At 53.6% G+C, this 26,528-nt stretch carries 32 protein-coding genes; 20 read left to right on the forward strand and 12 right to left on the reverse strand.

The window, feature by feature from the left end; all coding sequences use genetic code 11:
* The first annotated feature begins 2 nt into the window (after positions 1-2).
* The gene (locus tag ROA7450_RS10670; protein WP_085805708.1) at positions 3-932 is read left to right on the forward strand and encodes an AEC family transporter; all 930 of its coding nucleotides are present in this window, start codon (positions 3-5) and stop codon (positions 930-932) included.
* Between the two features lie 53 nt (positions 933-985).
* Here ROA7450_RS10670 and ROA7450_RS10675 read toward each other — a convergent pair whose 3' ends face one another.
* Entirely contained in the window at positions 986-1,192 is a 207-nt protein-coding gene (locus ROA7450_RS10675) for a cold-shock protein (protein WP_085805709.1), read from the reverse strand.
* Between ROA7450_RS10675 and ROA7450_RS10680 the strand changes: the two genes are divergently transcribed.
* Genes ROA7450_RS10680 through ROA7450_RS10690 form a run of 3 tightly spaced genes read left to right on the forward strand, consistent with a single transcriptional unit; the run spans position 1,191 to position 2,132 of the window.
* The gene (locus ROA7450_RS10680) at positions 1,191-1,403 is read left to right on the forward strand and encodes a hypothetical protein (RefSeq protein WP_085805710.1); all 213 of its coding nucleotides are present in this window, start codon (positions 1,191-1,193) and stop codon (positions 1,401-1,403) included. The genes ROA7450_RS10675 and ROA7450_RS10680 overlap by 2 nt on opposite strands.
* On the forward strand, positions 1,403-1,717 hold the full coding sequence (locus ROA7450_RS10685) for an ArsC/Spx/MgsR family protein (RefSeq protein WP_085805711.1): 315 nt from the start codon (positions 1,403-1,405) through the stop codon (positions 1,715-1,717). Before ROA7450_RS10680 ends, ROA7450_RS10685 begins: the two co-directional genes overlap by 1 nt.
* Positions 1,718-1,763: 46 nt before the next feature.
* Positions 1,764-2,132 carry a hypothetical protein gene (locus ROA7450_RS10690; RefSeq protein WP_085805712.1) on the forward strand — a complete coding sequence of 123 codons (369 nt, stop codon included), beginning with the start codon at positions 1,764-1,766 and terminating at the stop codon, positions 2,130-2,132.
* 52 nt (positions 2,133-2,184) lie between these two features.
* Here ROA7450_RS10690 and ROA7450_RS10695 read toward each other — a convergent pair whose 3' ends face one another.
* From ROA7450_RS10695 to thrS, 5 genes are all read right to left on the reverse strand, one after another.
* Positions 2,185-2,778, reverse strand: coding sequence for a DoxX family protein (locus tag ROA7450_RS10695; RefSeq protein ID WP_085805713.1), 594 nt, complete (start codon positions 2,776-2,778; stop codon positions 2,185-2,187).
* A 5-nt stretch (positions 2,779-2,783) separates the two neighbouring features.
* Positions 2,784-3,536 carry an HvfC/BufC N-terminal domain-containing protein gene (locus ROA7450_RS10700; protein WP_085805714.1) on the reverse strand — a complete coding sequence of 251 codons (753 nt, stop codon included), beginning with the start codon at positions 3,534-3,536 and terminating at the stop codon, positions 2,784-2,786.
* Entirely contained in the window at positions 3,533-4,390 is an 858-nt protein-coding gene (bufB, locus tag ROA7450_RS10705) for an MNIO family bufferin maturase (RefSeq protein WP_085805947.1), read from the reverse strand. The genes ROA7450_RS10700 and bufB overlap by 4 nt, the downstream gene beginning before the upstream one ends.
* 83 nt (positions 4,391-4,473) lie before the next feature.
* A complete protein-coding gene (locus ROA7450_RS10710; RefSeq protein ID WP_085805715.1) occupies positions 4,474-4,776 on the reverse strand; it encodes a BufA1 family periplasmic bufferin-type metallophore in 303 nt (100 codons plus the stop codon).
* A 275-nt stretch (positions 4,777-5,051) separates the two neighbouring features.
* Positions 5,052-6,983 (reverse strand): threonine--tRNA ligase, encoded by a 1,932-nt coding sequence (gene thrS / locus ROA7450_RS10715; RefSeq protein ID WP_085805716.1) that lies wholly within the window; start codon positions 6,981-6,983, stop codon positions 5,052-5,054.
* Positions 6,984-7,240: 257 nt separating this feature from the next.
* Between thrS and ROA7450_RS10720 the strand changes: the two genes are divergently transcribed.
* Both ROA7450_RS10720 and ROA7450_RS10725 read left to right on the forward strand, forming a co-directional pair.
* The gene (locus ROA7450_RS10720; RefSeq protein WP_085805717.1) at positions 7,241-7,900 is read left to right on the forward strand and encodes a DUF1826 domain-containing protein; all 660 of its coding nucleotides are present in this window, start codon (positions 7,241-7,243) and stop codon (positions 7,898-7,900) included.
* Between the two features lie 13 nt (positions 7,901-7,913).
* Entirely contained in the window at positions 7,914-9,077 is a 1,164-nt protein-coding gene (locus ROA7450_RS10725) for an S-(hydroxymethyl)glutathione dehydrogenase/class III alcohol dehydrogenase (RefSeq protein ID WP_085805718.1), read from the forward strand.
* Positions 9,078-9,173: 96 nt separating this feature from the next.
* Here ROA7450_RS10725 and ROA7450_RS10730 read toward each other — a convergent pair whose 3' ends face one another.
* Positions 9,174-10,055: a LysR substrate-binding domain-containing protein gene (locus ROA7450_RS10730; protein WP_085805719.1), complete on the reverse strand. Its 882-nt coding sequence runs from the start codon at positions 10,053-10,055 to the stop codon at positions 9,174-9,176.
* Positions 10,056-10,182: 127 nt separating this feature from the next.
* On the opposite strand from ROA7450_RS10730, the gene ROA7450_RS10735 reads away from it, so the two are divergent.
* The 5 genes from ROA7450_RS10735 to ROA7450_RS10755 all read left to right on the forward strand — a co-directional run bounded on the left by ROA7450_RS10735 (position 10,183) and on the right by ROA7450_RS10755 (position 14,073).
* The gene (locus tag ROA7450_RS10735; RefSeq protein ID WP_085805720.1) at positions 10,183-11,388 is read left to right on the forward strand and encodes an MFS transporter; all 1,206 of its coding nucleotides are present in this window, start codon (positions 10,183-10,185) and stop codon (positions 11,386-11,388) included.
* Between the two features lie 254 nt (positions 11,389-11,642).
* A complete protein-coding gene (locus ROA7450_RS10740) occupies positions 11,643-11,900 on the forward strand; it encodes a hypothetical protein (protein WP_085805721.1) in 258 nt (85 codons plus the stop codon).
* Positions 11,901-11,972: 72 nt separating this feature from the next.
* Positions 11,973-12,716 carry an alpha/beta hydrolase gene (locus ROA7450_RS10745; protein WP_085805722.1) on the forward strand — a complete coding sequence of 248 codons (744 nt, stop codon included), beginning with the start codon at positions 11,973-11,975 and terminating at the stop codon, positions 12,714-12,716.
* The gene (locus ROA7450_RS10750) at positions 12,716-13,141 is read left to right on the forward strand and encodes a VOC family protein (RefSeq protein ID WP_085805723.1); all 426 of its coding nucleotides are present in this window, start codon (positions 12,716-12,718) and stop codon (positions 13,139-13,141) included. The genes ROA7450_RS10745 and ROA7450_RS10750 overlap by 1 nt, the downstream gene beginning before the upstream one ends.
* 206 nt (positions 13,142-13,347) lie before the next feature.
* Positions 13,348-14,073 (forward strand): alpha/beta fold hydrolase, encoded by a 726-nt coding sequence (locus ROA7450_RS10755; protein WP_085805724.1) that lies wholly within the window; start codon positions 13,348-13,350, stop codon positions 14,071-14,073.
* Positions 14,074-14,108: 35 nt separating this feature from the next.
* Here the strand turns inward: ROA7450_RS10755 and ROA7450_RS10760 are convergent, their stop codons facing one another.
* Together ROA7450_RS10760 and phaZ are read right to left on the reverse strand one after the other, a co-directional pair.
* Positions 14,109-14,531, reverse strand: a complete 423-nt coding sequence (locus ROA7450_RS10760) for a hypothetical protein (RefSeq protein ID WP_085805725.1) — start codon at positions 14,529-14,531, stop codon at positions 14,109-14,111.
* A gap of 112 nt (positions 14,532-14,643) precedes the next feature.
* Positions 14,644-15,936, reverse strand: a complete 1,293-nt coding sequence (phaZ, locus tag ROA7450_RS10765; protein ID WP_085805726.1) for a polyhydroxyalkanoate depolymerase — start codon at positions 15,934-15,936, stop codon at positions 14,644-14,646.
* Between the two features lie 99 nt (positions 15,937-16,035).
* Here phaZ and ROA7450_RS10770 point away from each other — a divergent pair, with 99 nt between their 5' ends.
* The 4 genes from ROA7450_RS10770 (at position 16,036) to ROA7450_RS10785 (ending at position 20,084) form a co-directional block, all read left to right on the forward strand.
* Entirely contained in the window at positions 16,036-17,838 is a 1,803-nt protein-coding gene (locus ROA7450_RS10770) for a PHA/PHB synthase family protein (protein WP_085805727.1), read from the forward strand.
* 138 nt (positions 17,839-17,976) lie between these two features.
* Positions 17,977-18,426, forward strand: a complete 450-nt coding sequence (locus ROA7450_RS10775; RefSeq protein ID WP_085805728.1) for a phasin, PhaP — start codon at positions 17,977-17,979, stop codon at positions 18,424-18,426.
* Positions 18,427-18,554: 128 nt separating this feature from the next.
* Positions 18,555-19,112, forward strand: a complete 558-nt coding sequence (phaR, locus tag ROA7450_RS10780; RefSeq protein WP_085805729.1) for a polyhydroxyalkanoate synthesis repressor PhaR — start codon at positions 18,555-18,557, stop codon at positions 19,110-19,112.
* Between the two features lie 6 nt (positions 19,113-19,118).
* A complete protein-coding gene (locus ROA7450_RS10785) occupies positions 19,119-20,084 on the forward strand; it encodes a LysR family transcriptional regulator (protein ID WP_085805730.1) in 966 nt (321 codons plus the stop codon).
* 243 nt (positions 20,085-20,327) lie between these two features.
* Here ROA7450_RS10785 and ROA7450_RS10790 read toward each other — a convergent pair whose 3' ends face one another.
* Positions 20,328-21,086: a nuclear transport factor 2 family protein gene (locus ROA7450_RS10790; RefSeq protein WP_085805731.1), complete on the reverse strand. Its 759-nt coding sequence runs from the start codon at positions 21,084-21,086 to the stop codon at positions 20,328-20,330.
* A complete protein-coding gene (locus ROA7450_RS10795) occupies positions 21,083-21,469 on the reverse strand; it encodes a hypothetical protein (RefSeq protein ID WP_143534425.1) in 387 nt (128 codons plus the stop codon). Before ROA7450_RS10795 ends, ROA7450_RS10790 begins: the two co-directional genes overlap by 4 nt.
* A gap of 777 nt (positions 21,470-22,246) precedes the next feature.
* On the opposite strand from ROA7450_RS10795, the gene clpS reads away from it, so the two are divergent.
* From clpS to ROA7450_RS10820, 5 genes are all read left to right on the forward strand, one after another.
* Positions 22,247-22,591: an ATP-dependent Clp protease adapter ClpS gene (gene clpS, locus ROA7450_RS10800; RefSeq protein ID WP_085805733.1), complete on the forward strand. Its 345-nt coding sequence runs from the start codon at positions 22,247-22,249 to the stop codon at positions 22,589-22,591.
* 1 nt (position 22,592) lies between these two features.
* Positions 22,593-23,582 (forward strand): class I SAM-dependent methyltransferase, encoded by a 990-nt coding sequence (locus tag ROA7450_RS10805; RefSeq protein ID WP_085805734.1) that lies wholly within the window; start codon positions 22,593-22,595, stop codon positions 23,580-23,582.
* A 35-nt stretch (positions 23,583-23,617) separates the two neighbouring features.
* Complete coding sequence (locus ROA7450_RS10810) at positions 23,618-24,424, forward strand: SDR family NAD(P)-dependent oxidoreductase (protein WP_085805735.1); 807 nt, start codon at positions 23,618-23,620, stop codon at positions 24,422-24,424.
* A gap of 14 nt (positions 24,425-24,438) precedes the next feature.
* Positions 24,439-25,320 (forward strand): oxygen-dependent coproporphyrinogen oxidase, encoded by an 882-nt coding sequence (gene hemF, locus ROA7450_RS10815; RefSeq protein ID WP_085805736.1) that lies wholly within the window; start codon positions 24,439-24,441, stop codon positions 25,318-25,320.
* An 87-nt stretch (positions 25,321-25,407) separates the two neighbouring features.
* Positions 25,408-26,349, forward strand: coding sequence for a lysophospholipid acyltransferase family protein (locus ROA7450_RS10820; protein WP_085805737.1), 942 nt, complete (start codon positions 25,408-25,410; stop codon positions 26,347-26,349).
* Here ROA7450_RS10820 and ROA7450_RS20795 read toward each other — a convergent pair.
* Positions 26,346-26,501 (reverse strand): chitin-binding domain-containing protein, encoded by a 156-nt coding sequence (locus ROA7450_RS20795; protein WP_143534426.1) that lies wholly within the window; start codon positions 26,499-26,501, stop codon positions 26,346-26,348. The genes ROA7450_RS10820 and ROA7450_RS20795 overlap by 4 nt on opposite strands.
* Between the last annotated feature and the right edge of the window lie 27 nt (positions 26,502-26,528).

Here is a 26,528-nt window from a genome sequence, read left to right on the forward strand (position 1 = left end):
CCATGCAGGCGCTGCTCAATGTCATCCTGCCGGTTTTTATCGTTCTCGGGTTTGGCTACCTAGCAGTTTGGCGCAATTGGTTCTCTCAGGCTGGCGTCGACGGGGTGATGGTGTTCACCCAAAAGTTCGCCATTCCCTGTTTGCTCTTCAATGCCATGGCCAATCTGGATTTGGGGCAAAGCTTTGAGTGGCGCTTGCTCAGCAGCTTTTACATCGGTGCGTTATCTGGCTTTGCATTGGGTGTCTGGGGCGCGCGATACCTGTTCAGCCGCGACTGGCAAGACGCGATTGCCATTGGATTTTGTTGTTTGTTCTCAAACTCACTATTGTTGGGCTTGCCAATCACCGAGCGTGCTTATGGTTCGGGCGCTCTGACGGCAAATTTTGCTATCATCGCCTTGCACTCCCCATTCTGCTATGGCGTTGGCATCACCGCGATGGAGATTGCAAAGGCACGGGAAAGCGGTGGACGCGCGAGCTTCTTTAAGGTTCTCAAAGCGATGTTCTCGAACGCCATGATCGTCGGGATCACGCTTGGGTTAATCGTGAATCTTCTGAATGTAGAACTGCCAGAGCCATTGGGCGAGGCAATTGCCCTGATTGCGCGCGCTGCACTTCCGGCAGCCCTCTTTGGGTTGGGCGGGATTTTAGTGCAGTACCGGCCCCAGGGCGACTTGCGTGTTGCCCTCTATGTCTGCGTGATCTCGTTGACCATTCATCCAATGATCACCTTCGCCTTGTCCTTTGCCACCGGGATTTCGGTTGAGGCTACAAGATCGGCAGTGATCACCGCAGCAATGGCACCAGGGGTGAACGCCTATATCTTCGCAAATATGTATGGGAGGGGGCAGAGGGTGGCAGCTTCAGCGGTGCTGATCGCCACAGGAATCTCAATCGTCACAGCCTGGATATGGTTGACCGTCTTGCCGTGACAATATTTGTAATGGCGGATCAGCGCCCGCCATTAGATAGAACTACAGAATTTTCAGAGGGGCTTTAAATTCGCCGCCATTTCTCGGCCATCACGGCCTTCTTGCAGGTCGTATTCAACTTTTTGATTGTCAGCGAGGCCGGTCAAACCCGAGCGCTCTACTGCTGAAATATGAACAAAAACATCTTTTTCGCCTTCATCTGGTGCGATGAAGCCAAATCCCTTGGTGGTGTTAAACCATTTCACGGTGCCGGTCGGCATGCCGCTTCTCCTTCTTAACTTCGCTTCCCCGGAAATGCCGGGCCATATCACGTTGGATTTCAGCATTTCCGGCGGTGCAACCAAAAAAAACGAGCCTGAAAGACCAATGTCATACGGGGATCATTGCACCGGAAATGTAAAAAGCAAGCGAAACTCTGATGACCGCGCGATTAAAAACCGCTATGGCATCGAAAATATTGGAGAATTGTGATGATCATCTATGGGTTGAAAAACTGCGATACCTGCCGCAAGGCGTTGAAATCTCTTCCAAATGCAGAGTTTCGTGATGTCCGGAGAGATGGGGTCCCTGCGGAACTGCTAAAAACCGCTTATGCTCAGTTTGGAAACGCATTGTTGAACGCAAGATCAACGACTTGGCGCGGTTTAGACGAGTCTGAGCGCGCGAAAGACCCACTTGACTTGCTTGCAGAACACCCGACGCTCTTGAAACGCCCTTTGATCGAACATGACGGAGCGTTGTCTTTAGGTTGGGCCAAGGATGTGCAAGAGAAATTGCTTGGATAAGGCAAAATCCACCATACGTAAGAGAAAACTGTTTGGAGAGTTATAAATGCGAAATGCAGCATTGGTTTTGGGTTTAATCGGCGGCTTGCTATCGCTTTTGGTTGGTTTTGCCAGTTTTGGGTATACCGAGGTTGTCGATGCGGTGGGCGAGATTGATGGCGTCGCCAAACAGGTTGAAAACGTTGGATTGATCCGAACTGTAAGTTTTCTGGCCCCGATATTGGCAATCGCAGGAGGGGCTATGGCCAAGGTGCGCGCCTTGTGGGGTGGTGTGCTGATGTCGGTTGCAGCGGGTTCTATGTATTACGCTTTTGGTTTTGGCGTCTTCACGATGTTCCCGATTGGGTTTGTGACACTTGGTGGCATTCTGGCTTTGGCGGCCGGCAAACCTGATGAGCCCAAATCGCATTTTTGAACAAAAAGCCGGCCCAGATTGGGCCGGCGTCTAAGACTTTTTGCATTCGTGATTATGCCATTTCAGTTTCTAAACTTTTGTCGCGGCAATAGATGCGGCACAAGATTGCATCGAGTGAAATTGCGCCAGCACCCTTGATGACAATAACCAGTAGCAAGAAGACCCACAAAGAGCGATCATCCAACAAACCAACCCCTTTTATGGCCGGATCGTATTCAACAACATTGTCGAACCAGTGGCCCCATTTTGAGTGGCCAGCGGCATAGACATCTGTCAGGCTCTGTACGGTTACGAAACCGATCATGCCGACAGCGGCGATCCGGGTGAACAAACCAACGACGATCAGAATGGGCAGGATGATTTCGGCCCAGGTGCCTGCAACAGCGACCGCCCAGTAGAAAACCCCAAGTTGGCTGCTATCATAACCGGCAGCTTCCATGGCACGGGGGAACATCTGGATGTAGGCACCATCTGAGGGAAACAGGAAGCCAAAAAAGCCGTCACCCAATTTGGTCATTGCGGATTTCCAGAAATACACAAAAAAGATTGCCAAGAACAAAAATCGGGCAATCATAGGCAGCAGCCAATCGCCGACACGTTCGACCAAGCCAAAGATTGCATTGTGGAGGGAGAGAAGAGCACGCATGCCGTTTATCCTTCGGTAGTAAGAGAGGTGATGGCACCACCCTGCAACAGCAGAGTTAATGTGGCACCAAGATCGAATTCTGGCTGTGCCGCCATAGCTGTTTCCTGCGCTTGACCGATGCTCTGCCGGTCACGCAGGGCATCAATCCAGTCAGCGCCGCCTATAGGCAGAGGCTTTGGAATGGGGTCATATTCTGGCCGCGTGATTAGCACATCCTGCGCGGTTGATTGGGGTTTTGCCGTGCCATCTATGCTGTTGTACGCCCAGATATCATAGATGGGCCAATCGGAGCGCAATACTTCCATTGCCGGGGCAAATTGCAAAGTGGCGTTTGCGAGTTGCTCCGGATCAATGGCCAGCGCGTTGGGCGCAATCGGGGAGCTGTCCGCAGCGTGGTAGGAACGGCGGATGGCCAGCTCTAGCCACGCGATGTCGGGTAGGTAGCCGAGGTGAGAAAGCTGATCCATGCCCTGAAGGAAGGCAGGAAAAGCTTCGCCATAATGCATCATCAAGGGCGAGGACGGGGGATTCTGCCGCAAGAATATGCCAGCCAGACCATCCATATTGTTGGGACCTAGCAATTTCGTGATCACCGGAAAGGCTTGATGCATCGCCTCGGTCAAAGATACTGCAACGTTGTTGCGATAGACGTTGAACCGGCGCCCGGCAGGGCGGGCTTGAGCGTCGCTCAAGCCTTCTGGCACAATAGCCTGCGGATTCAGCATCGCCGCCTTGAATATGTCTTGTGACACGCTCACGCGGGCACCTTATGCAAGGCGTTTTGCGCGCGGGTCGCTTCGGCCTGCAACATGGGCCACTCTGGAACATCTGTGTCCCATTCGACCAAAACCGGCTTGGGACCCGAGCGTTCAAGCACATAGTCAAGCAGTGCCCATACAGGGTCTACAACTTCGCGTCCGTGGCTGTCGATCAGCAGGGGGTGTCCATGATCGTCTTCATCCTCGTCATGGCCGCCAAGATGAATTTCCCCCACGTTTTCTATGGGGTATTCGTCAATATAAGCCTGCGGGGAATAATTAAGATTGGTTGCTGAAACGAAAACGTTGTTCACATCCAGCAACAGGCCACATCCCGTACGTCTTGACACTTCACGCAGGAAATCAGGCTCGGACCATGTGCTTTCATCAAAGGCAAGATAGCTGGACGGGTTTTCTAGCAGCATTTTGCGGCCAACAACCTCTTGCACCTGATCGATATGATCGCAGATCCGGTTCAGAGTTGTGTCGGTATAGGGCAGTGGCAGCAAGTCATTGAAGAAATGACTGTCATGCGTGGACCATGCCAGATGTTCGGAAAAACTGGCTGGATTAAGCCAGTCACAAAGGTGTTTCAAGCGCGCCAGATGATCGGGATTCAACGGACCTTCGCTGCCAATTGAGAGGCCAACACCGTGGACAGAGATCGGAAAACGCTCTGACAAATGGCGTAGCTGCGCCAAAGGACGGCCGCCGTCTCCCATGTAATTCTCGGCATGCACCTCCAGCCATTTGACCGGGGCTGCATCATTCAGGATCTGGTTGAAATGCTGTGGTTTGTAGCCAACACCAGCTGCAAAGGGCAGATGATTGTCATTGTTGCTGTTGTCCAACATGTTCATGCCCTATCCTGAGTAAATTCAATGAAATGAAAAATGGGGCAGGCCAAAGTGAACAGCCCACCCCGAAATTTATACGCTTACGCTGGCAGGTCGCGTGACAATTCTTCAAGTGAACCTTCGCGGGCTGCGCCGTCAGCTTGTGCAGGCAGCTCCATGGTTGTGCATGTACCTTCGTCAACCAGCTTCCAAGCGTTGCCTTGATAGTCCACTGTTGACGTGCCGGCGCAGGTTGTGCCTGGGCCCGCGGCGCAGTCATTTTCGCCTGCCAGAGACACACCAAAGCATTTCTCTTTGGCACCAGCGGAGGCTGTGGTGGATTGAGCGGCCAGAGCAGCAGTGACAGCACCAGCAAGGGCAACAGTTTTGATTACATTCGACATCGGGTCTCTCCCTAGAGTTAAAAGTCGTATCTCATCGTACCGATGGGGGGACACTGTTGACAACACCGTGTTGCCAAACCGTTCATCGGCGATAGGGATAAGATAAGGGTGGGAGGGGTGAAAATACCATTCACGAGAGCGTTAGACACGGAGCCGTCAATTGAAATGTGACGTTGCGTACGGTTTAAGGCACTGTAATGTAATGATAAAAACTGTAGGTGTGGCCGAATTGATGAGAATTGTTACAACAATTCGGCCATGCCAGATGTCTAATGTTACAGCAAATCGGGCGGTGTCGCCTCGACCGAGAGCGCCGCTGTAACATTTTCGAGGCTTTCAACCTTGGTTTGTTTCTCGCCCAAGCGGCGGACCGAAACGGTTTGCTCTTCGATTTCCTTTAGACCGCAAGCCAGAATGACCGGAACTTTGCCTAGTGAGTGCTCGCGTACCTTGTAGTTGATCTTTTCATTGCGCAGGTCCGCTTCGGCTTGAACACCGGCTGCACGCAATTTCTCAACAACTTCAATGCAGTAAGCATTCGCATCCGAAATGATTGACGCGACGACCACTTGACGTGGAGCCAGCCAAAAGGGCAACTTACCTTCCCAGTTTTCTATCAGAATGCCAGTGAACCGTTCCAGAGAGCCAAAGAGCGCACGGTGCAGCATGACCGGCGCAACTTTTTCCCCTGAAGCGCTCACGTAGGTTGAACCAAATCGTTCCGGCAAATTGTAGTCAACCTGCAGGGTGCCGCATTGCCAGTCTCGGCCGATGGCATCGCGCAGGACATACTCGAGCTTGGGCCCGTAAAACGCACCTTCACCTTCAAATATTGTGTACTCAAGCCCGGCCTGATCAAGGGCCGCTTTCAACGCACCTTCGGACAGATCCCAGCTTTCGTCGCTTCCAATCCGGTTTTCGGGGCGAGTTGACAATTTAATATGAACATCCTCGAAGCCAAAGTCGCGATAAATTGACAAGACAAGATCGTTGACCTTAAGACATTCTTCGGTCAACTGCTCAGGTGTGCAATAGATATGCGCGTCGTCCTGAGTAAAGCTGCGCACGCGCAACAGACCATGTAGAGCACCCGACGGTTCATACCGGTGTACCTTGCCAAATTCGGCGATCTTCATCGGTAATTCGCGATAGCTGCGCAGGCTATGATTATAGAGCATCATGTGGCCGGGACAGTTCATGGGCTTGAGCGCATAGTCACGGTCATCGTGAGTCTTGGCTAGGAACATATTATCCATGTAGTTGAACCAATGGCCCGAGGTTTCCCACAGCGCGCGATCCATGATGTCGGGGGTGTTCACCTCAACATAGCCTGCTGCCTCTTGGCGGCGACGCATATATGCGATCAAGGTTTGGAATACACGCCACCCGGGGGGGTGCCAAAAGACCGAGCCCGGTGCGTGCTCTTCGAAGTGAAACAAGTCCATTTCGCGACCAAGCTTGCGGTGATCACGCTTGGCGGCTTCTTCCAGCATGTGCAGGTGAGCCTTGAGCTTTTCTTTGCCGGTGAAAGCAACGCCATAGATGCGTTGAAGCATCTGGCGATCAGAGTCACCGCGCCAATAGGCACCTGCCACGGACATCAGTTTGAACGCATCCGCAGGTAACTGACCAGTGTGTTGCAGGTGCGGACCGCGGCAAAGGTCTTGCCAGTCGCCGTGCCAGTACATGCGCAGCGGTTCATCACCGGGGATGGATTCGATCAATTCGACTTTGTAGGGTTCATTGTTGGCGGTGTAGAATTCAATTGCGCGCTGACGATCCCACACTTCAGTGGTAACTTTATCGCGTAGATTTATGATTTCTTTCATCTTTTTCTCAATCGCGCCCAGATCTTCTGGGGTGAAGGGTTCTTCGCGATCAAAGTCGTAGTACCAGCCGTTTTGAATGACCGGGCCGATGGTAACCTTGACGTCGGGCCAAAGCTCCTGCACGGCGCGGGCCATGATGTGCGCAAGGTCATGACGGATTAGCTCATTGGCTGGAGCCTCGTCCTTCATGGTATTGATGCTAATAGATGAATCCTGATCAATTGGCCACTGAAGGTCCCAGTGCTGATCATTCACAGAAGCGGAGATGGCCTTCTTGGCCAAAGATTTCGAAATGCTTGCCGCGACCTCTGCAGGGGTTACGCCTGCATTGAATTCGCGCATATTGCCATCGGGGAAAGTAAGGGAAATCTGGGCCATCGGCCTGATGCTCCTCGTCAGTTTGGCGCCCACGGAACGCCCGGTTGCGGGTATATGGTTCGGTCGTTATTTGGCGTTCTCTTTGGGACAAGTCAAGAGGGACCACTTTTGTGCAATTTGTACAGGTTTTACGTGGGATTTGTAGCAAACTCGGTTGGTAAGAAAATTGATGGAAGAAGGATTGCGAAAAGTAATGATATAACATAACAAAAAGCGCAAGAAAAATTGCCTGCTCGATTGCCAATAGAGGCCGCCATATGAACCTCGTACACAAAGTTGCCCAAGATACCTTTGATGGTGTGGCTATTGTTGAAACTCCGGAAGAGCTCGTGAATATCCATCGACTCGGATGCTCGGCGGCGATTTGGCGGCGGACGCCATTGCATGAGTTTCAGACTTGGATCGACACTCTCGAAGCTGACGTATTGCCAACTGCGCGGATGATTCTGAAACCCGAAAGGGTTCACGCGGCACTCGTTGACTTGATACATATTTGTGGCACGCCAGATTGTCGCGAATGTCATATGCTAAGCGGTGATATCGCTGCGATGGCCGCGCTTTTTGCCGAGGTAATGGGTGTGGACTATCTACGGCTCAACCTAGGCGCACCTTTAAATTGTGACCTTCGTGGCTTTCACGTTGACGCGGTCACTGCGCGGTTGGTTTGCACCTATCGCGGAGCAGGGACGCAATATGGGAAATCGGTGAGAGGGAGGGAGCCAGAGAGCTATTCCAACGTTCCAACAGGTTCACCGATCATATTGCGTGGCAAGCTCTGGCCAAAGCCGTCCGCGACGAACATTTTATATCGAACACCCCCCTTTCAAGATCCGAATGAAACGCGGCTACAGCTCGTGTTGGAGCCGGTTATGGATTTGGAAGTTGGGCCCGCAAACACACCTAAAACCATTCATTAACAGGAGGTATGTCATGAAAACCCGCGCCGCGATTGCTTGGGAACCTAATCGACCCCTAGAGATCGAAGAAATCGATCTTGAGGGCCCAAAAGATGGTGAGGTTCTTGTCCGGATTGTCACGACAAGCCTGTGCCATACAGATGTTTTTACACTTTCAGGTGAAGACCCTGAAGGCTTATTTCCATGTGTATTGGGGCACGAAGGCTGCGGAGTTGTCGAAGAGGTGGGCCGTGGCGTGACATCGGTTAAACCCGGTGATCACGTGATTCCACTATATATCCCAGAGGATCCAGATTGCCCTTATATCCAATCGGGTAAAACCAATCTGTGTCAAACCATCCGCAAGACACAAGGTGCCGGTTTAATGCCAGATGGCACCTCGCGCTTCTCATATAAGGGGAAGCAAATCCTGCATTACATGGGGACCAGTACGTTTAGCGAATACACCGTGTTGCCGGAAATATCGGTCGCAAAAATTTCAAAAGAAGCCCCCTTATCAAAAGCCTCGGTTATGGGTTGTGCTGTACCAACCGGCATGGGGGCTGTGCGCAATACAGCTAAAGTTGAGCCTGGTTCAACCGTTGCTGTCTTTGGCCTCGGCGCAGTTGGCATGGCGGTTATTCAAGGTGCCGTGATGAACGGCGCGTCGCGGATTATTGGGATTGATATTAATCCATCCAAATTTTTGTTGGCCAAGGCGTTGGGTGCAACTGAATGCGTGAACCCAAAGGACTATGACGCGCCGATCCAAGAAGTTTTGGTTGAGATCACCAATGGCGGTCTGGATTACACTTTTGAAGCCGTTGGGAACGTAGATTTGATGCGAGCGGCTTTGGAATCCTGTCACAAAGGTTGGGGCGAGTGCACTGTGATCGGGGTTGCAGGCGCGGGACAAGAGATTGCAACACGGCCTTTCCAGCTAGTTACTGGTCGTGTTTGGCGAGGGACTGCATTTGGTGGTGTCCTTGGCCGCAGCGAGTTGCCGGGCATGGTTGACGAATGGCTGCAGGGTGATTTCAGCGTCGATCCCTATATTACGCACCATATGAACCATGGGCAAATCAACACGGCGTTTGACCTGTTGAAGGCCGGTGAGTCGATCCGTTCAGTGATCCACTTCCAGCCAGATCATACGATGACCGTAAATTCGCTGCCGGGTCAGATCGTTCCGGAATAATGTGATTGTCCCAGTGAATTTGCGATCAAGCGCAGGCTAAGATGCCTGCGCTTTTCATATTCGAAACTTTTGATTTTTGTGTGGCCAAAATCGCGGTCACACACAGATCGAGAGCAACCATTTCTTTAAAATTCTGACCGCGACACGATCTTGATCACCAAGTCTGCAGACGAAATGTAACCCGCGCTCGAGCGGTATGCAGCGCTTGTCCAGCCGGACAAGCCGACCATTCTCCAGATCCCGAGCAGCCAGAAGGTGCCGGGCCAAGGCAACACCTTGGCGGTCAATGGCGGCCTCGAGCAAGACCGCGCTATCGAAATACTGAATGTTCTGCGAGGTGACCTGATCTGGGTTTAAGCCGCTTTTCTCTGCCCATTTGTCCCACCCTGCATTGAAGACGTCATAGAGAAGGGGCAGTTGTGCGATGTCTGTGGCCGACATTGGCAGTTGAACATCACCAACAAGATCCGGGGAGGCGACGGCGACGAGCTCTTCGTCTGTGATCTTTTCGCTGTAAAGACCGTTCCAATTGGGCACGCCAAAGCGCAGGGCGATGTCGACCTCGGAGGTGTCGAAATCTGTGATGCCATCATCGGTTTCCAGAAACAGCGCAATGCCGGGGTGTTTTTGTTGAAACAGCGGCAGGCGGGGTACGAGCCATTTGAGAGCAACGGCGTTGGGCAGAGAGACTTTCAGGGATTGCCGTTCGGGCTGGCGTTTGACCTCTGACACGCCCTTTTGCAGGGCTGGGAAGGCCTGCCGGGTGGATTGGAACAGTTGCGCGCCAACGCTGGTCAGCTCCACGCCGGCGGGGCGACGGCGGAACAATGCGGTGCCGAGATATTCCTCGAGCAGTTTGATTTGCCGACTGACGGCACCGTGGGTGACGTTGAGTGCCTCAGCTGCTTTGCTGAGGTTCAGATGTTTTGCAGTTTCGTCGAAGGCCTGAAGGGCGCGGAGGTGTCTGATGTTGGTCATGATGTGAGATTATCTAACATCAGAATCAAATAAAATCGATAGGTATTCATTTAATAAAGCGCATATTTGGTGAAGTTCCGACGTTCGGAACATAAAAACTCATATCAGAATTAGGCGAGTTGACCTTATGAACCAAAGCGCGGCCCATCCTGCGACCCAAGCGGTGCCTTACAAAATGCTGATCATCCTGTGGCTGGTGGGCTGGACGTTGCGCGTGCCCATTCTGGCCGCACCGCCCTTGGCGACCCGTATATCGGAGAGTTTTGGACTTGGAGAAGCGGCAGAGGGCGCGTTGACGATGTTGCCGGTTGTGGCGGTGGCCTTTGGTGCGATTCCGGCGGCGTGGATTATCGCACGCTTTGGTCTGCGCGCAGCCATCGTGGCCGGGTTGCTTGTCATGACGGTTGCCTCTGTCACGCGAGGGCAGGTATCGTCCGCGTCGCTGTTGTTTTTCGCATCGGGGGTCATGGGGATGGGCGTGGCGGTGTTTCAAACAGCGCTGCCAGCAGCCACGCGAGTTTGGACACCGACACATGTCGCACTGGGTAGTGCTGTTTATCTTAATGGCATGATGATGGGGGAATTGTCTGGGGCGGGGCTGACCTTGCCTTTGGTGCTTCCTTTGGCGGGCGGAGATTGGCGGTTTGCGCTTGTGCTGTGGAGCGTGCCGATTGTTTTGATTGCTTTGCTCGTGGCTTTGATCAAGGTGCCGAAGGAGCAGGCGGAGACTGACAACGCTGCTCTTCCCGGCCTGTGCCAGCAGGGATCGCTGCCGAGATGGGATGATATACGAGTGTGGCAATATGGGCTGCTGCTGGCCAGCTCTGTGGTCGCCTTCTTTGTTGTGAATGCCTATTCCGGATCCATCCTTCAGTCGCGCGGGGAGTACGGTGCGGCGGAGGAGTTTCATTTCGCTTATAACGCCACGCCGTTGCTGGCCTCTTTTGTTGTGCTTATACGGCCGGGTTGGGTTGGATTGCGCGGGCCGATTGCTGTTTCAGCATTGCTTACGATCCTCGGGCTTGCAGGGTTTGCCTTTATGGAGGGCTGGCTGTCGTGGGCTTCGGCACTGGTCGCTGGATTTGCAGCCACGATTGAGTTGATCTTATTGATCTCCTTGCCACCGACCATAGCGAAAGGCATTGCGGTGACACGGCTTAGCGCGGGCATGACGCTCATCGGGTTCTCGGTTGCGTTTTTACTGACGCTGCTTGGCGGTTGGTTGGCAGATCGCATGGAATGGATCGAAATGGCGTTGGTGCCGTCGTTGTTTTTTATGATTGCAGCTCTCGGGGGGCTTGGTCGAGCCGTTCGGTATCCGGACTACGAATAACCCTTGGGAACAATTACTGGTCGTCGGCGCTATCCGGCTGGCGTTGTCTTCGCCTGTTGAAGGGGAGTGTCACATAACCGACACAGGGCTATTTTTGGCATACATTTGCGTGCGTTTGTGCGCGATGCCGGGCAAATGCCTGTAAAACAGGGGAAACGGGCATTGTGTGCAAATGTATGCCTGTCTTGTGCGCGATTGTATGCAAAGGTTCATTTTAATATACTGAAAATAAATGATTTTTATGTTGCGATCTAATGGGTGCGATCATAGCGTTGGGGCATGTCGCCGATATGGAAGGCGGCGCAGCGACAGTAAGGAAGTTCGTTATGACACTGCAGATCACTCAAATGTCTGAGCAGGAATCTGGTTTCGAAATGGATCGCCAGCCCGCAAAAACCACTTTTGCAGAGCAGGCCATTGAGATGGGTGTCGCTTACAAGAACTCGGTCAAAAGCGCGGCCGAGCTAAGTTTGCTTCGGCAGATTGAGATGCGGGTCGGCTCGATTGCCTGAGAGACGCATCTTGTAACTTCCCTCGTTATTCGGTGAAACTCGACTCAGGTATTTACTGGGTGAGGCGAGCGGATGGCGCAGGCAGATTTTTTAAACACATCAACTGGGCGGCGGATCGCCTATCATAAAACAGCGGGGGCGGAGCCCGGTGTCGTGTTTCTGGGTGGGTTCAAATCCGACATGGAAGGCACCAAGGCGGTGCATCTTGAGACTTGGGCCAAAGCGCAGGGGCGGGCGTTCTTGCGGTTTGATTATTCCGGGCACGGGGAGTCGTCGGAGGCTTTTACTGATGGCTGCATCGGTGATTGGGCAGCGGATGCGATGGAGACAATTGCCACGCTGACGGAGGGGCGCCAGGTTTTGGTGGGCTCTTCTATGGGGGGGTGGATTTCGCTGTTGTGCGCGCGCGAGTTGCCCTCAAAGGTGGCGGCGCTGGTGACGATTGCGGCGGCCCCGGATTTTACCGAAGATTCGATGTGGGCCGGGTTTGATGAAGCGCAACAGGTGACATTGGAGCGAGAGGGGCAAGTCGCCCTGCCCAGCGAGTATGGCGAGCCGTATATAATTACCAAACGCCTGATCGAAGATGGGCGCAATCAGCTGGTGTTGCGGTCGGAATTGTCGTTGCCATTCCCGGTTCGATTCCTGCAGGGCACGGCGGATGAAGATGTCGATATGTCGGTGGCGTTGCGATTGCTGGAGCATGCGCAGGGGCCGGATATGCGGTTGACGCTTGTGGAAGGGGCGGACCATCGGTTTTCTGATGAGCCCTGTCTGGCGCTGATCGAGCGTTCACTCGAAGAGGTCCTGGCGTAATGGAGCAACGTGTTTCTCTGATCACTTTGGGCGTGGCGGATCTGGAACGGTCTACCCGGTTTTACGAGGTTTTGGGCTGGAAACGAGTGGAGAGCCCGGATGGCGTGATTGCCTTTGATTTGATTGGCCAAACTTTGGGGTTGTATCCGCGTATGGCGCTGGCCGCAGAGCTGGGGGTTGCGGAGGCGGATCTGGGGACCGGGGCGGTGACGCTGGCCCATAACCTGAGATCACGTCGTTCCGTCAAGGAATTGATGGCAAGTGCCGAGGCCGCCGGAGCGCGGATTGTCAAACCCCCACAAGAGGTGTTCTGGGGCGGGTTTCATGGGTATTTTGCTGATCCCGACGGCCATATCTGGGAGATTGCCCATAATCCGTTTTCGGCGTTGCGCACTGACGGCGCGTTTCGCTGGAACGGGTATTGAGCCAACTGGAGCGCGCCTTTGGCGCGCGCTTGATAATCTCGTCGGCGGCCTATGGCCTTCTTCTCGGGTTGGGCGCGCGCAGGTTGGCCGGTGTGTTGGAATTAAGACTCACTTTTGACAGAAATGCCGCGCTTGGCTTGACCTGTTGCCGGGCTGTGGCAGGGTAGGTGGTAAGAATAAGAGATTGAGGCAGCAGGATTTTAATTATGCGTGAGCCATTGGTATTATTGCCGGGCCTGATGTGCGACGTGCGGGCGTTTGGCCCCGTGCTGGAAGTCTTGGGGCGTGACCGGGCGGTAACAATGGCCCCGATTACCGAAGGCATCCGCATCGAAGATATCGCATCAAATCTGCTGGATGTGTTGCCACGGCGCTTTGCGCTGGCCGGGCAGGGCATGGGTGGCATCGTGGCGATGGAGTTGTTGCGGCGTGCACCGGACCGGGTGATGAGGGTAGCATTGATGAACTGCACGCCTTTGCCGGAGACACCTCAGTCAGCGGCTGAGTATGAGCCATGGATTGTGAAGTTGAAGGCCGGGCTGTGGGAAGACGCGATTGAGGGGCTTTTGCCATCAGAGGCTTTAGCGGTGGCCGCGGGACGTGCAGGGGTGATGACGCGGGTGGCGGAAATGGCGCGCGCAGTCGGGGCGGAGACGATTATTTCGCAGATCCGGGCGTTGCAACGGCGGCGCGACTATCAGGCCGAGCTGCGCAAGAGCAAGGTGCCGGTGATGGTACTGGGGGGGGCGCAGGATACTTTGGTACCGGTGAAGCGATTAGAGTTCATGGCGAAGTTGATTCCCTTCGCAGAACTTAGGATCCTACCTGATGCAGGTCACTTGCCAACGCTGGAGCAACCCTCTCAGGTGTTGGAGGCTCTTACGGGCTGGTTGGATCAACCTTTGGTGCTGCGCATGCGGGTGGATGCTTGAACGCAGACATTTGCAGAGTTGCGTTAGACCAAACCCTAATTCCGGGTATGACGCATTGGTAGGTATATGCGAGGCAGGCGAAAGTCCCACATAAACCCCAGAGCGTCCAGATGTTGAACCAAGGGAGTGCGAACTGGCATTGCCGTGAACGAAATTGGAAGATGTGGCTGGGTGGAGAAGTTATCGAAGCTGACGGCAAAGAGTGTTTTACCTGTGCTCAACAAATTCAGGATCGTGGCATGGGAAGCAGTTAGTTTCGTCACGTTGTCAAACTTGGACGGGGTCAGGAACATGAACTCTGGTTTGAGAAAGGTAGCTGACGTGGTGGGAAGGCTGCGTATGGCCTGTGTTTCCGTCAATTCTGCCTGTGTTGTCGCGCTGTAAACCGGAGACAATGTCGGAACAGCCGAGAGGATAAATCCCGCTATCGCTGTGATTACATTAGCTCTGGTCACCATCGTTATCCCCAGTGCAAGAGCGAGGTCCAATGACCTCGTCTTTTTATTGGGACGCGCGAAGTGTTAAAAAATAGAAAATTTTAACCAAATTTTCGTTTTCTGGCAGCGCTGCTTACGCTTTGGCGGTCGCCTTTTTCTTCTTTTTCGGGGCGGTGCGGCTGCGTTTGGCTGGGGCCTCGGAATTGGCATCGATGAAATCAAGTACCAAGGGGCGGATATTGTTGCGCCAGCTGCGACCGGCGAAGATTCCATAATGGCCTGCGTTCGGTTCGATATAGTTGGCCTTTTTGCTGTCAGGCAGGCCGGTCAACAGGTCCAGCGCGGCTACGCACTGGCCGGGGGCGGAAATATCATCCTTGCCGCCTTCGACGGTTTTCACAGCGACATTGGTGATTGCACCGATGTCAATTTTATGGCCACGAACGGTGAATTTGTTTTGTGCCACTTCAAGACCCTTGAAGATGCGCTCTACGGTGGAGAGGTAGAATTCGGCGGGCATGTCCATGACAGCAAGATATTCGTCGTAGAACTTGTTGTGCGGATCGTGATCGCTGGCCTCACCGCGTGCTGTGCGCATGATCTGATCGCTGAACGCCTTGGAATGGCGTTCGGAATTCATCGACATGAAAGAGCTGAGCTGCAGTAGGCCGGGGTAGACTTTGCGGCCCACGCCTTTGTACTTGAAGCCGACCTGTTGGATCATGGTTTCTTTGAGTTGCCCCATGGTAACGCGCCGGCCAAAATCGGTGACTTCGGTGGCGGCGGCATCGGGATCAATGGGACCGCCAATCAGGGTGAGGGAGCGTGGCTGTGCCTTGGGGTCTTGTCCGGCCAGATAAGCAGTTGCGGCGAGGGTCAAGGGCGCAGGTTGGCAAACCGCGATGACATGCAGGTCCGAGCCCAGCTCGCGCATGAAGTCGACCAGATAAAGCGTATAATCTTCGACGTCGAACTTGCCCTCGGAAACGGGAATGTCGCGGGCGTTATGCCAGTCGGTGACATAGACCTCGCAATCCGGCAGGAGGGATTTCACAGTAGAGCGCAGCAATGTGGCGTAGTGGCCGGACATCGGGGCCACCAAAAGCACGCGGCGGTCCATTTCTTCGCGACCCTGAACGGCGAAGTGAATCAAATCGCCAAAAGGGCGCTCGATCACGGTCTCGACATTGATCAGATGGTCGCGACCGTCTTCGCCGGTGATGGATTCGATGCCCCAGTCGGGTTTAACGACCATGCGTTGAAAACTACGTTCCGTCACTTCGCCCCAGGCGGCCATCCATTGCAGCGCAGGGTTTGGTGTCATGCTGAAAAGAGGGTATGATGCCATGGAAAGAGCAGAGGCACCCAACCACTGATTGGTATTGCGGATGGTCTCCATCAGATCGTAGGTCATCATGTAACGCATGTACTGGTCTCCTGCGTGGCGTACGGGTAGACTCTGTTACAAACCTGTGACCCGGCGATATTATGCTGCACAGCAGAAAGTTAAGGAAGATTCGTTAAAATGGCAACGCATGAGGACATTTCCGAACAGAAATTTGAGCGGTTAAATCAGAATCTTGCGCAAGTAGAGGCATTATCGCAACGTTTGGTGCAGGCCCTATCGGTGCGTAAGCCGGCGAATCCGACATTGAACGGCCCATCGCAAGACCTTTTTGCACGCGCAGCAACGACCTATTGGGCGGAATTTCTGGAAAACCCCAGCCGGATTTATGAGCAGCAGCTGGAATATTGGGGTAAATCCGTGCGCCATTTTATGGAAGCGCAGCAGGCGATGGCGCAGGGTCAGACTGCCCCGGAAAAACAGGGTGATGATCCGCTGAAGGGGGACCGGCGTTTTGCCAACCCGCTTTGGGAAACCAATCCCTATTTCCATTACGTCAAGCAGCAATATGCCACCAACGCAGCAACCATTCGGCAAGCGGTGGCAGAAATCGAGGATCTGGATCAGACTGACAAGCAGCGTCTGGATTATTTCTCGCGTCAGATCATTGACATGATGAGTCCGACCAATTTTCTGGGCACCAATCCGGATGCATTGGAAAAGGCGGTGGAGACGGAAGGAGCCAGTCTGGTGAAGGGGTTGGAAAACCTTGTCGCCGATCTGGAGGCTAACAATGGCGAGCTGGTTGTGCGGCTCGCAAATGAGAGTGCCTTTGAATTGGGTGAAAACGTGGCCACATCGCCGGGCGAGGTGGTGTACCGAAATAAAATGATGGAACTGATCCAATATGCGCCAACCACAGAGCAGGTGCATTCGGTTCCGTTGGTGATTTTTCCGCCCTGGATTAACAAATTTTATGTTCTGGATCTCAAGGAGCAAAACAGCTTGATCAAGTGGATCACTGATCAGGGTTATACGCTGTTTGTTGTGTCCTGGGTGAATCCGGATGCCTCTTTTGCAGATGTAGGGCTTGAGGAATATATCGAAGATGGATTCCTGGCAGCCATTCGCGAGGTAAAAGCAATCTGCAACGTGAAGCTGGTGAATGCGGTTGGTTATTGTATCGCCGGGACCACCTTGCACCTGGCTTTGGCGCTTATGGCGAAACGTGGCGACAAAAGCATCAAGTCGGCGACTTTCTTTACCGCGCTCACAGATTTCTCGGAGCAGGGGGAATTTGTACCCTTCCTGCAAAACGATTTTATCGACGGTATCGAAGAGGAAGTGAACACACAGGGGATTCTGCGCTCCTTTATCATGTCGCGCACAATGTCATTCCTGCGCTCAAACGATCTGATCTATTCGCCCGCGATCAAAAGCTACATGATGGGGGAAACGCCGCCAGCTTTTGACCTTCTGTATTGGAATGGAGACGGGGCCAACCTTCCGGGTAAGATGACGATGCAGTATTTACGCGGCTTGTGTCAGCGTAATGAGCTTATCGATGGCGGGTTTGAGATCTTGGGTGAAAAGCTTCATATCAGTGATGTAAAAATCCCGCTGATGGCGGTGACCTGTGAGACGGATCATATTGCGGCATGGAAAGATTGTTACCGCGGTTTCCAGCAGACCGGGGCGAAGGACCGATCATTTATTGTGTCCGAGTCGGGCCATATTGCGGGTATCGTGAATCCGCCCAGCAAAAAGAAATACGGTCACTATACTAATGAGGACCTGAGCCTGACTGCTGATGACTGGCAAGAGGGGGCAGAGTTCCACAAAGGATCGTGGTGGCCACGCTGGGAAAGCTGGCTGCGCAAGCGGTCTGGAAAGAAGATTTCGGCCCGCGAGCCGGGTGATTCTTCGCATCAACCTTTGGCGCCTGCACCGGGTGCTTACGTGCGTCGCAAGGCAATGGATTGAAATTAAACACAAATCCCTGAATTGTGAAATATTTGCTGCAGTGCAGAAAAAACCTTGAAATGCTGCAATGCAGCATGTATATAGTTTGCAGACGCAGAAAGCGGAATTACCCGCTGACGCAAATCAAGGATTGAAACGATGGCTAAAGCACAAGACTTTAACACTGTCATGAAAGACATCATGGGCGCGTTCCCCGTCGATACAAAAGCGATGGACGATGCGTTCAAAAACCAAGCGGCCCTGAGCGAGAAGCTTTCAGGTGTTGCGTTGTCAGCTGCTGAAAAATCAGCTGAGCTGTCAAGCAAATGGACAAAAGAAACACTGGCCAAACTGACAGACGTCAGCAAAGCCAAAGCAGACCCTGCTGATTATGCCAAAGCGGTAACTGATTTCGCATCAGCCAACGCCGAAGTTGCTGCCGAAAACATCGCAGCATTCGCAGAAATCGCCAAAGCAGTTCAGACACAAACTGTTGAGCTGATGATGGCGGCTGGCAAAGACCTGCAAGAAGAAACAGCAACAGCTGTTAAAAAAGCTGCTGACGAAGTGACAACAGCTGCGAAAAAAGCAACTTCTGCTGCTAAGTAAGCTTAGATCTAACCCCTAATCCTCCCGATTGGGTCTGATCTTCAAGGGCGAGCGTCATGCTCGCCCTTTTATTTTGCACGGCTTGTGGATAGTCTATGCTGCAGTGCTGCATTTTTGGGAGGAAAGTCGTGGCTGAGTCTGACAAACCGTTGTTGATCAAGCGTTACGCAAGCCGCCGTCTGTATAATACGGAAACATCCGATTATGTGACGCTGGAAGACATTGCTGAATTCATTCGTGATGGGCGCGAGGTGCAGATCATCGATCTGAAATCAGGGGACGACCTGACACGGCAATATTTACTGCAGATCATCGCGGAACATGAAAGCCGTGGAGAAAATGTTTTACCTATCAATGTTTTAACAGACCTTGTGCGCAGTTACAGCAACCAGGCGACCAGTATGGTTCCGGATTTTCTGGCCGCAAGTTTCGAGATGTTGCGCGATAGTCAGAGCCAGGTTATGGACAGCATGACAAAAGCTAATCCATTGTCTGGCATGCCAGGTATGGAGGCTATGCGCGCTCAGCAAGAGGCGTTCTTAAAGGCAATGACCGGTGGATTAAGTGGCATGGGTAAGGTGCCTACGCCCGGTGCTGCACCCGCCGAGAGCAGCAATGAAGACCTTAGCGATATTAAGAAACAACTGTCCGAGCTTCAGGACAAGCTGTCGAAGCTGGGAAAGTAACCTCAAATGGTTGACAGCCCTGGGCGCATAACCCTGTGGGGGATCGAAGTGTTCATGGCTGCGGCAGATGAACGCTCGGTCTCGGCAGCGGCCAAGCGGTTGGGAGCGAGCCCCTCGGCGGTGAGCCAACAGTTGACCAATCTTGAGGGCGCGTTGGGAGCCACCTTGCTGCAGCGCAATGCGAGGCCCGTGCGGCTGACCCCGGCTGGCGAGATCCTGCATCGCAGGGCGCAGGCCATCTTGAACGAAGCGGCACTGGCGCGGGCTGAACTGGCGATGTCAGATCTGTCGATGCTGACACGTTTCCGGCTGGGCATGGTCGAGGATTTCGAGGCCGACGTGACGCCGAAACTGCTGATGCACATGGCGCGAGAGCTGAAAGGATGTCAGTTTTTGCTGGAAACCGGAGCCAGCCATTTCCTCTATGACCAGTTGGATGCCCGGTCTCTGGATGTAATCGTAGTGGCAGAGCTGGGGGCCGAGCAGGACTGGGTTGAGGTGCACCCCTTGCTGCAAGAAGGGTTTCTGGTGGCCGCGCCCAAGGGCGTGATCAACCCCGACAAGGATGTGTTGCGTCAGCTTAAGCGTCTGCCGCTGATCCAATACACACAGCGGCATTATATGGGGCGTCTCATCACGTCGCATTTGGCACGGCAGAACATTTCATTGCCGCATCGGTTTGAGCTGGATAGTTATCAAGCTATACTGGCACTGGTCGGGCAGGGCGAGGGCTGGACCATATTGACGCCCTTGGCCCTGATGCGGGCGCGGCGGTTTTCCGATCAGATTGATGTGTTTGATCTGCCGATGGCGCCGCTGTCGCGCACAATCTCACTCATCAGCCGCAAAGGCGTGTTAAAGGACATGCCTGAAAAGGTGGCAGAAACGCTGGGGCCGATTTTGCAAGAGAGCATCATTGACCCGGCGGTTGCACAGTACGGATTTTCCGACGATATCCTGAAGCTTTTGTAGGACGTCCAAGACGTAAAGCTCGGAACGCCGTGCGCTTTCGACATTTCGTGTGAAATTTTTGGATCTGATGAGGGAGGCCTGTCATTCCTAATAGGTCCAAACGTCAAGCAATTCTGACCCAATGTCGCCTATACGGACAAAGCAGCACTTCGACCAGAATACGCGGAGGTCTGCATTCGAACAGTTAGCCAAAAATAGCAATTTTCGCTGATTAATGAACCTAGTCCATGTTGGGGCTGCGCGTTAGAATTTGCCGTTGTCGTTCTTCCATTCCTGGCGCGGAGGAATGGGCGTGAATGTAGTCCAGTGTTCCACGATCTTTCCAGCCGTAAGTCGAAACAGGCTGTATAGGCCCGCATGTACCCCATCCCGGTGGCCTTCGATCATGCACAGGGTGAAATTGCCTTGGGCAAGGACGCGATGGAGTTTTTGATGTTCAATCTTGGGCGCGCTGTTTTGCCCTTGGTCGAGTGCGGCACGCAGAGAATCGATGCCGTCGGCGATTTCTGGATCGTGCTGGATAAGATCAGTTGCGAGATATGTCGCCATCAAATCAAAATTTCGTTCGATTAAAACGCGTTCGACAAACTCACGGGCCATCTTCCGATTGTGCTCGGTATTGTCGAGATCTGTGATTTCAGTTTCGCCATCCAACATTGTACGGCCTGACGGATTCGGAAGTTGAAGCATCTGGATATTGTCCCAGTGTTCTACCGCCTTCCCGTCTTCAAAGCGAAACACCTCAAAAGCCACTTCTACACCGTTAAAGTCATACTCGTTGTGGGCAAAGGCGAAATCACCATCCTCGAACACACGGTAAAAGGTGACGCTCGGGTTTGTCTTGGCCAAACGTGCAAAGAGTTCCGCCAATCCTGGGCTACCTTCGCCAGTACGCGGATTATGCTGAATATACTTGCTTTCGTTGACGACGGCAGCCGCTTCTGGGTCGCCCGTTTCGATACCCTTGAGGAGCTTCATCAGTAGCTGTTTTTGGGATTTCATGACCTACGTTTCTCCTGCTTGATCCGCCGCCACAAAAAGACCATGCCAACCAAGGCCGGAATGATCAGCAACGCGACGACCATTGGCACTGCAGATTTTAGGTAGGTTGCGTTCATCGTGAACACAGTCGTAGCATCAACAATATCGGTGACAACGCGCGCTGCTAAGGCAACAAAGAGCGCTGCGTGGCTACGCAACCATACAGCCAGGATCACCGCGAGTACAGCCGTCAGGTTGCGTGTGATGTAAGCCATTGTGGTGTAGTTGAAGTCTGGTGGAGGGTTAAACAGGGTAGACAACGCAAAAACCGAAACGATGATAATCTGGAGGCCGATGATGATCCAAAACCACTTCGGCAAAAACTGTCCTGATGGCGTATTCACAATGCTCTCCTCTTGCATGAACTGAGAACTGTTTTGTTCAGCCTTAACAGCTAAATGTTACCGATCAGCATACTTACCCGACCAAAGGAAAATATCATTACAGTAAATCTGCGATGGGCTAGAGCGGAGGGCTCCTCGTGGCCGCTCGACTTTGTGTGCAACGCGAAAGCAACCTTCTAGCCAAATGATGGCACCAAGATATTAGTTTTGGCGCGTTTTCGCCGGTTTAATGGATGTTCTCGAAAAGCGCCGCATTTTTTTGCTTTGGGATCCATCCGGTCATTCAAGGCACTGCCACAAACGTCCGGTTCGCGGTGGTTGGGTCAATTTATGGGCAAAGGTCAAATTTGTCTGACGTCCAACAGGAAAAGAGAGGCTCGCAAATGGGGGTCACGAGCCTCTCCGGCTGCTGCATTCGTGGTGCGGCGTTTGAGGGACGTACACCCCACAACGCTGAACACGCAGCCGTGAGTACGCAGAGCAGATGCAGAAAATCGCCCCGTAGTTGCCTGACGGGGCTGCATGCATCACTCAACTGCGCCTCGTCTTTTAGATTGGGATTGGTTGTGAAGTTAAAAAGATACGCTCACTATTTGGTGAATTAGCGTGTTTATGTGGACAAGCTCTCTCAAGGGCAGTGGTCGTAGCGCACAAAATCTGTATTTCGTTGCATTTATGGGCTGATGCGGGATGATCTGTGCGGCTTCCCTCTTTTCAGCGGGGCAGTAGAGGCTATATAGACTGCGCAGAAACCTTATAGGCAAACCGTGTATTTTCATGATTGAACGTATCATTAAAATGTCAGGCCAAGACGATGATGGACCGGATGGAGATGCATCGGTTCTGGTTGAGACACGTCCCAAGACCAAACGACCGCCGTTGTATAAAGTCTTGCTACTGAATGACGATTACACCCCGATGGAATTTGTGATCGCCGTATTGGAGCGGTTTTTTGGGATGGATCATGCGATGGCGTTTGAGATCATGCTGACGGTGCACAAAAAAGGTGTGGCCGTGGTGGGCGTGTTCAGTCACGAGATTGCCGAGACCAAAGTGGCGCAGGTGATGGATTTTGCCCGCCGCAACCAACACCCGCTGCAGTGCACCATGGAAAAAGAGTAATATGGCTGTTGTTTCGCGCCTGTCGCTGGCCCTGTCCGAGGGGGAATTGACGCTGCCTGAAGTCGGCCGGATCGCGGTGTTTGGCCCAAAGATGGATACGGATCTGTCAGCGTTGCCTTCTGATCGCTGTCATGTCCTGACCGGGTTTCGACCGGATTATGATCACTTTGCCGGACGTGGCTTTAGTTGCGGACAAGAACCCGAAGGACGCTACAGCCTTTCGATTGTTTTTCTGGGCCGGGCCAAGGCTTTGTCGCAGACGATGATTTCCAAGGCGGCGGCGGTGACCGATGGACTGGTTGTGATAGATGGTGCCAAGACGGATGGCGCGGATTCGGTCCTAAAAGCTGTACGCAAGAGGGCAGAGACGTCAGTGCCGCTGTCCAAGGCGCACGGGAAGCTGTTTTCGTTCCCGTCCGGGGATGGGTTCGAGGATTGGGCGACGCAGTCCCAAGAAGTGGCTCCGGGATTCGAAACTTTGCCAGGGGTGTTTTCCGCTGATGGGATTGATCCGGCGTCCAAGCTTTTGGCGGACAGCTTGCCCAAGAAATTGGGTGGGCAGGTGGTCGATCTGGGTGGTGGCTGGGGCTATCTCAGCGCTCGCATTCTGGAACGCGAAGAGGTCGAAGCGTTGCATCTGGTGGAGGCGGATCATGATGCGCTGGCTTGTGCACGGCTGAACATCTCGGATGCGCGCGCGTGGTTGCATTGGGAAGATGCCACCCGCTGGCAGCCGCAGGACCGCGTTAATACAGTTGTAACCAATCCGCCATTTCATACCGGGCGGGCGGCTAGCCCGGATTTGGGTCAGGCGTTTATTCGCTCGGCTTGGGGGATGCTAAAACCCCAAGGGCAACTATTTCTGGTCGCCAATCGGCATCTGCCTTATGAAAAAACCATGGCAGCGCTTTTCGCGCATGTCAGCGAAATGGCCGGGGATCGTAAGTTCAAGATCCTCAACGGGCAAAAACCATTGCGAAAGCCGCGCTGAGACGCGGACTGTACTGGGACGAAAGGTAGACGTTCATGTCATTTTCAATTTCCGGCAAGACAGCAATTGTAACCGGAGGGGCCAATGGAATTGGCCTGGCCATTGGGCGGCATTTTGTCGACAAGGGTGCCAATGTGATGTTCGCCGATATGGACGAGAAGCAATTGGTGCACGAGCTGGGCGAAAATGAAGAAGACAGCGCGCAGCGGTATTTTGCCGGGGATCTGCGTGAAAAACTGACGCAGGCCAATTTGTTGTCAGCGACAATTGATGCATTTGAGAAGGTCGATATTCTGATCAACGCCTCGCGTCAGATTGTGCCGTCGGATGCCTTGAGTGCCGAAGATGATGCGGTCGAGATGCTGATGCAGCAAAACTTTATGACGGCCCTGCGTCTGAGCCAAACGGTGGCGAGACGGATGATCAAACAGGCCGAGGATGATGATGACGACGAGAACGTGATCGGTGCGATCATCAACCTGTCTTCGATTGCGGCGCGCAATACACACCCCGAGTTGCTGGCTTATTCAGTGTCAAATGCCGCACTGAACCAGATGACGCGATCGCTGGCCTTGTCGCTGGCTGAAAATCGGATTCGGGTGAATGCAGTGGCCTTTGGCTCGGTAATGAGTGGGTCGTTGCAGAGAACGCTGAAGGAAAATCGCGAATATCGCAAAGAAATCGAAGAACGTACGCCGTTAGGGCGGGTGGCGTCGGCCTCTGAGTTGGCGGAAACCGTACAGTTTCTGGCCAGCGATAGTTCGGACTTTATGACTGGTCAGGTTCTGACGGTGGACGGTGGGCGCAGCCTGCTGGACCCGGTAATGGTTCCGGCGCACTGAGGCGATACAAGACAATGATGCACGAGCAAAAACAGCGGGCTGCCGCTTGGTTTCGGGATCTGCGAGATCAGATTGTTGAGGCTTTTGAGGCAATTGAAGACCGGCATGACAGTGGGCCCTTGGCTGATCATCCTGTCGGACGGTTTGACGTGCGAGAAACCAATCGCACGGCAGATGACGGATCGGATGCCGGTGGCGGATTGATGAGCGTTATGCGCGGGGGGCGCGTGTTTGAGAAAATCGGCGTCAATGTGTCCGAGGTTTATGGAACGCTTGGTGAGGCAGCGCAAAATTCCATGGCGGCGCGTGGCGTGCCGGGGATTGCGGAAAACCCGCAGTTTTGGGCCAGCGGCATTAGTCTGGTCGCGCACATGCAAAATCCGCATGTACCAGCGGTTCATATGAACACACGCATGTTCTGGACACCGGGGGCGTGGTGGTTTGGTGGAGGGTCTGACCTCAATCCCTGTATTGAGTATGACGAGGACACTGCGCATTTCCATGCCACCCAAAAGGCGCATCTGGACCCGCACGGGGCGCAGGAATATCCGCGCCTGAAGGCATGGGCGGACGAGTATTTCTATATTCCGCATCGCAAGCGCGCGCGCGGTGTTGGTGGCATCTTTATGGATGATCAGAATAGCGGTGATTGGGAGGCGGATTTCTCCCTGACGCAGGATATCGGTCGGGCGTTTCTACCGGCCTTCGTACCTTTGGTTAATAAACGACGTGTTCAAGCGTGGGATGAGGCAGACAAGGATGTGCAACTGGTGCATCGCGGTCTCTATGCTGAATACAATCTTGTCTATGATCGTGGCACCAAGTTTGGTTTGGCCACGGGGCACGACCCCGATGCGGTGCTGATGAGCCTGCCACCGATGGCCAAGTGGGTCTGATTGAAGTGTATCAATAAGTATCCCCCCCTTGTGATCGCAGGGGCGCAAGCGTATGTCTGCGGACGGAATTTGCCGGACTTTGACCTAATGAGTGACGAAAAACAGCCCTTTTGGACCCGCGACCGCATGGTGGGCATGGCGATGTATGCGCCAATCGCATTTGCGATGTTGCTGCCCTACCGCTGGCGGATTGCTTTTATCGGCTGGATCACATCACGGATTGTGGCGCCGATTGCGAGCTATGACAAACGCATTCGCGAAAATTTGTCATATGTGCTGCCAGATCTGCCCGAGGAAGAGATCCGACATCTGACGCGTGCCGTACCGGATGGGGCTGGGCGCAATATGATCGAGCTTTATTCTCACAAGGCCTTTACCGAACGGACCCGGCATTCACCGGTAAGCGGGCCAGGCTTGCCCGCCATTCGTGAGGCGCGCGAGCTAGGCAAGCCAGTCATCTTTGTCACCGGGCATTTTGGCAGCTTCAATGCCGCACGTGTTGCGATGATCGAACAGGGGTTTGAGATGGGAGTGTTCTATCGTCCGATGTCAAACAACTGGTTCAACGTGCGCTATACCGAGGCAATGCGATCGCTGTCAGAGCCGATGTTCGAACAAGGCCGCCGCGGCATGATGCAGATGGTTAAACACCTGCGCAAAGGTGGGGTTCTGGCCATCCTGACCGACTTGAATGCACATGACGGTGTGCCGCTTCAATTCTTTGGAAAACCGGCGCTTTCTCCACTCGCCACAGCGGAATTGGCGCTTAAATTTGACGCGCCACTGGTGCCGGTTTGGGGCATTCGCGCGGAAAACGGGTTGGATTTCAACATTCTGGTTGAGGAGCCGGTGCCGCATTCTGACCCGGTGACGATGACGCAAGAGGTCAACGACCGGCTGGAGGCACAGGTGCGCCAGCGCATGGATCAATGGTTCTGGATTCACCGCCGCTGGAAAGACGGTATTGGTCCGATGGCGGACAAGGGGGCCAAGCAATTGGAAGAAATGCGCCGCAAGGCAGAAAGTTAACTGCTGGTTTGCGGCTGGCAGCTGTGGCTGTCAACGTTCCAAACCGTACCTTCCGCACAGGACATCGTTTGTTTGCTGTGTTTGCTGCAGGCCAGAGCGGCTTGTCCGGCACTCAGGCTAAGGGCAAAGGCGAGAATCGTTGCAATTTTCATCTGTCAGTCTCCTGCATCTGCCGCGCA

It is taken from the genome of Roseovarius albus (assembly GCF_900172335.1).
Taxonomy (GTDB): Bacteria; Pseudomonadota; Alphaproteobacteria; order Rhodobacterales; family Rhodobacteraceae; genus Roseovarius; species Roseovarius albus.

Bases quoted from the DNA above. Each gene is read 5' to 3' on its own strand.
- ROA7450_RS10670 (WP_085805708.1), top strand. From the start codon at position 3: ATGCAGGCGCTGCTCAATGTCATCCTGCCGGTTTTTATCGTTCTCGGG.
- ROA7450_RS10680 (WP_085805710.1), top strand. From the start codon at position 1,191: ATGCCGCTTCTCCTTCTTAACTTCGCTTCCCCGGAAATGCCGGGCCAT.
- ROA7450_RS10675 (WP_085805709.1), bottom strand. From the start codon at position 1,192: ATGCCGACCGGCACCGTGAAATGGTTTAACACCACCAAGGGATTTGGC.
- ROA7450_RS10685 (WP_085805711.1), top strand. From the start codon at position 1,403: ATGATCATCTATGGGTTGAAAAACTGCGATACCTGCCGCAAGGCGTTG.
- ROA7450_RS10690 (WP_085805712.1), top strand. From the start codon at position 1,764: ATGCGAAATGCAGCATTGGTTTTGGGTTTAATCGGCGGCTTGCTATCG.
- ROA7450_RS10695 (WP_085805713.1), bottom strand. From the start codon at position 2,778: ATGCGTGCTCTTCTCTCCCTCCACAATGCAATCTTTGGCTTGGTCGAA.
- bufB (WP_085805947.1), bottom strand. From the start codon at position 4,390: ATGTTGGACAACAGCAACAATGACAATCATCTGCCCTTTGCAGCTGGT.
- ROA7450_RS10710 (WP_085805715.1), bottom strand. From the start codon at position 4,776: ATGTCGAATGTAATCAAAACTGTTGCCCTTGCTGGTGCTGTCACTGCT.
- thrS (WP_085805716.1), bottom strand. From the start codon at position 6,983: ATGGCCCAGATTTCCCTTACTTTCCCCGATGGCAATATGCGCGAATTC.
- ROA7450_RS10720 (WP_085805717.1), top strand. From the start codon at position 7,241: ATGAACCTCGTACACAAAGTTGCCCAAGATACCTTTGATGGTGTGGCT.
- ROA7450_RS10725 (WP_085805718.1), top strand. From the start codon at position 7,914: ATGAAAACCCGCGCCGCGATTGCTTGGGAACCTAATCGACCCCTAGAG.
- ROA7450_RS10730 (WP_085805719.1), bottom strand. From the start codon at position 10,055: ATGACCAACATCAGACACCTCCGCGCCCTTCAGGCCTTCGACGAAACT.
- ROA7450_RS10735 (WP_085805720.1), top strand. From the start codon at position 10,183: ATGAACCAAAGCGCGGCCCATCCTGCGACCCAAGCGGTGCCTTACAAA.
- ROA7450_RS10740 (WP_085805721.1), top strand. From the start codon at position 11,643: ATGGGTGCGATCATAGCGTTGGGGCATGTCGCCGATATGGAAGGCGGC.
- ROA7450_RS10745 (WP_085805722.1), top strand. From the start codon at position 11,973: ATGGCGCAGGCAGATTTTTTAAACACATCAACTGGGCGGCGGATCGCC.
- ROA7450_RS10750 (WP_085805723.1), top strand. From the start codon at position 12,716: ATGGAGCAACGTGTTTCTCTGATCACTTTGGGCGTGGCGGATCTGGAA.
- ROA7450_RS10755 (WP_085805724.1), top strand. From the start codon at position 13,348: ATGCGTGAGCCATTGGTATTATTGCCGGGCCTGATGTGCGACGTGCGG.
- ROA7450_RS10760 (WP_085805725.1), bottom strand. From the start codon at position 14,531: ATGGTGACCAGAGCTAATGTAATCACAGCGATAGCGGGATTTATCCTC.
- phaZ (WP_085805726.1), bottom strand. From the start codon at position 15,936: ATGCGTTACATGATGACCTACGATCTGATGGAGACCATCCGCAATACC.
- ROA7450_RS10770 (WP_085805727.1), top strand. From the start codon at position 16,036: ATGGCAACGCATGAGGACATTTCCGAACAGAAATTTGAGCGGTTAAAT.
- ROA7450_RS10775 (WP_085805728.1), top strand. From the start codon at position 17,977: ATGGCTAAAGCACAAGACTTTAACACTGTCATGAAAGACATCATGGGC.
- ROA7450_RS10785 (WP_085805730.1), top strand. From the start codon at position 19,119: ATGGTTGACAGCCCTGGGCGCATAACCCTGTGGGGGATCGAAGTGTTC.
- ROA7450_RS10790 (WP_085805731.1), bottom strand. From the start codon at position 21,086: ATGAAATCCCAAAAACAGCTACTGATGAAGCTCCTCAAGGGTATCGAA.
- clpS (WP_085805733.1), top strand. From the start codon at position 22,247: ATGATTGAACGTATCATTAAAATGTCAGGCCAAGACGATGATGGACCG.
- ROA7450_RS10805 (WP_085805734.1), top strand. From the start codon at position 22,593: ATGGCTGTTGTTTCGCGCCTGTCGCTGGCCCTGTCCGAGGGGGAATTG.
- ROA7450_RS10810 (WP_085805735.1), top strand. From the start codon at position 23,618: ATGTCATTTTCAATTTCCGGCAAGACAGCAATTGTAACCGGAGGGGCC.
- hemF (WP_085805736.1), top strand. From the start codon at position 24,439: ATGATGCACGAGCAAAAACAGCGGGCTGCCGCTTGGTTTCGGGATCTG.
- ROA7450_RS10820 (WP_085805737.1), top strand. From the start codon at position 25,408: ATGAGTGACGAAAAACAGCCCTTTTGGACCCGCGACCGCATGGTGGGC.
- ROA7450_RS20795 (WP_143534426.1), bottom strand. From the start codon at position 26,501: ATGAAAATTGCAACGATTCTCGCCTTTGCCCTTAGCCTGAGTGCCGGA.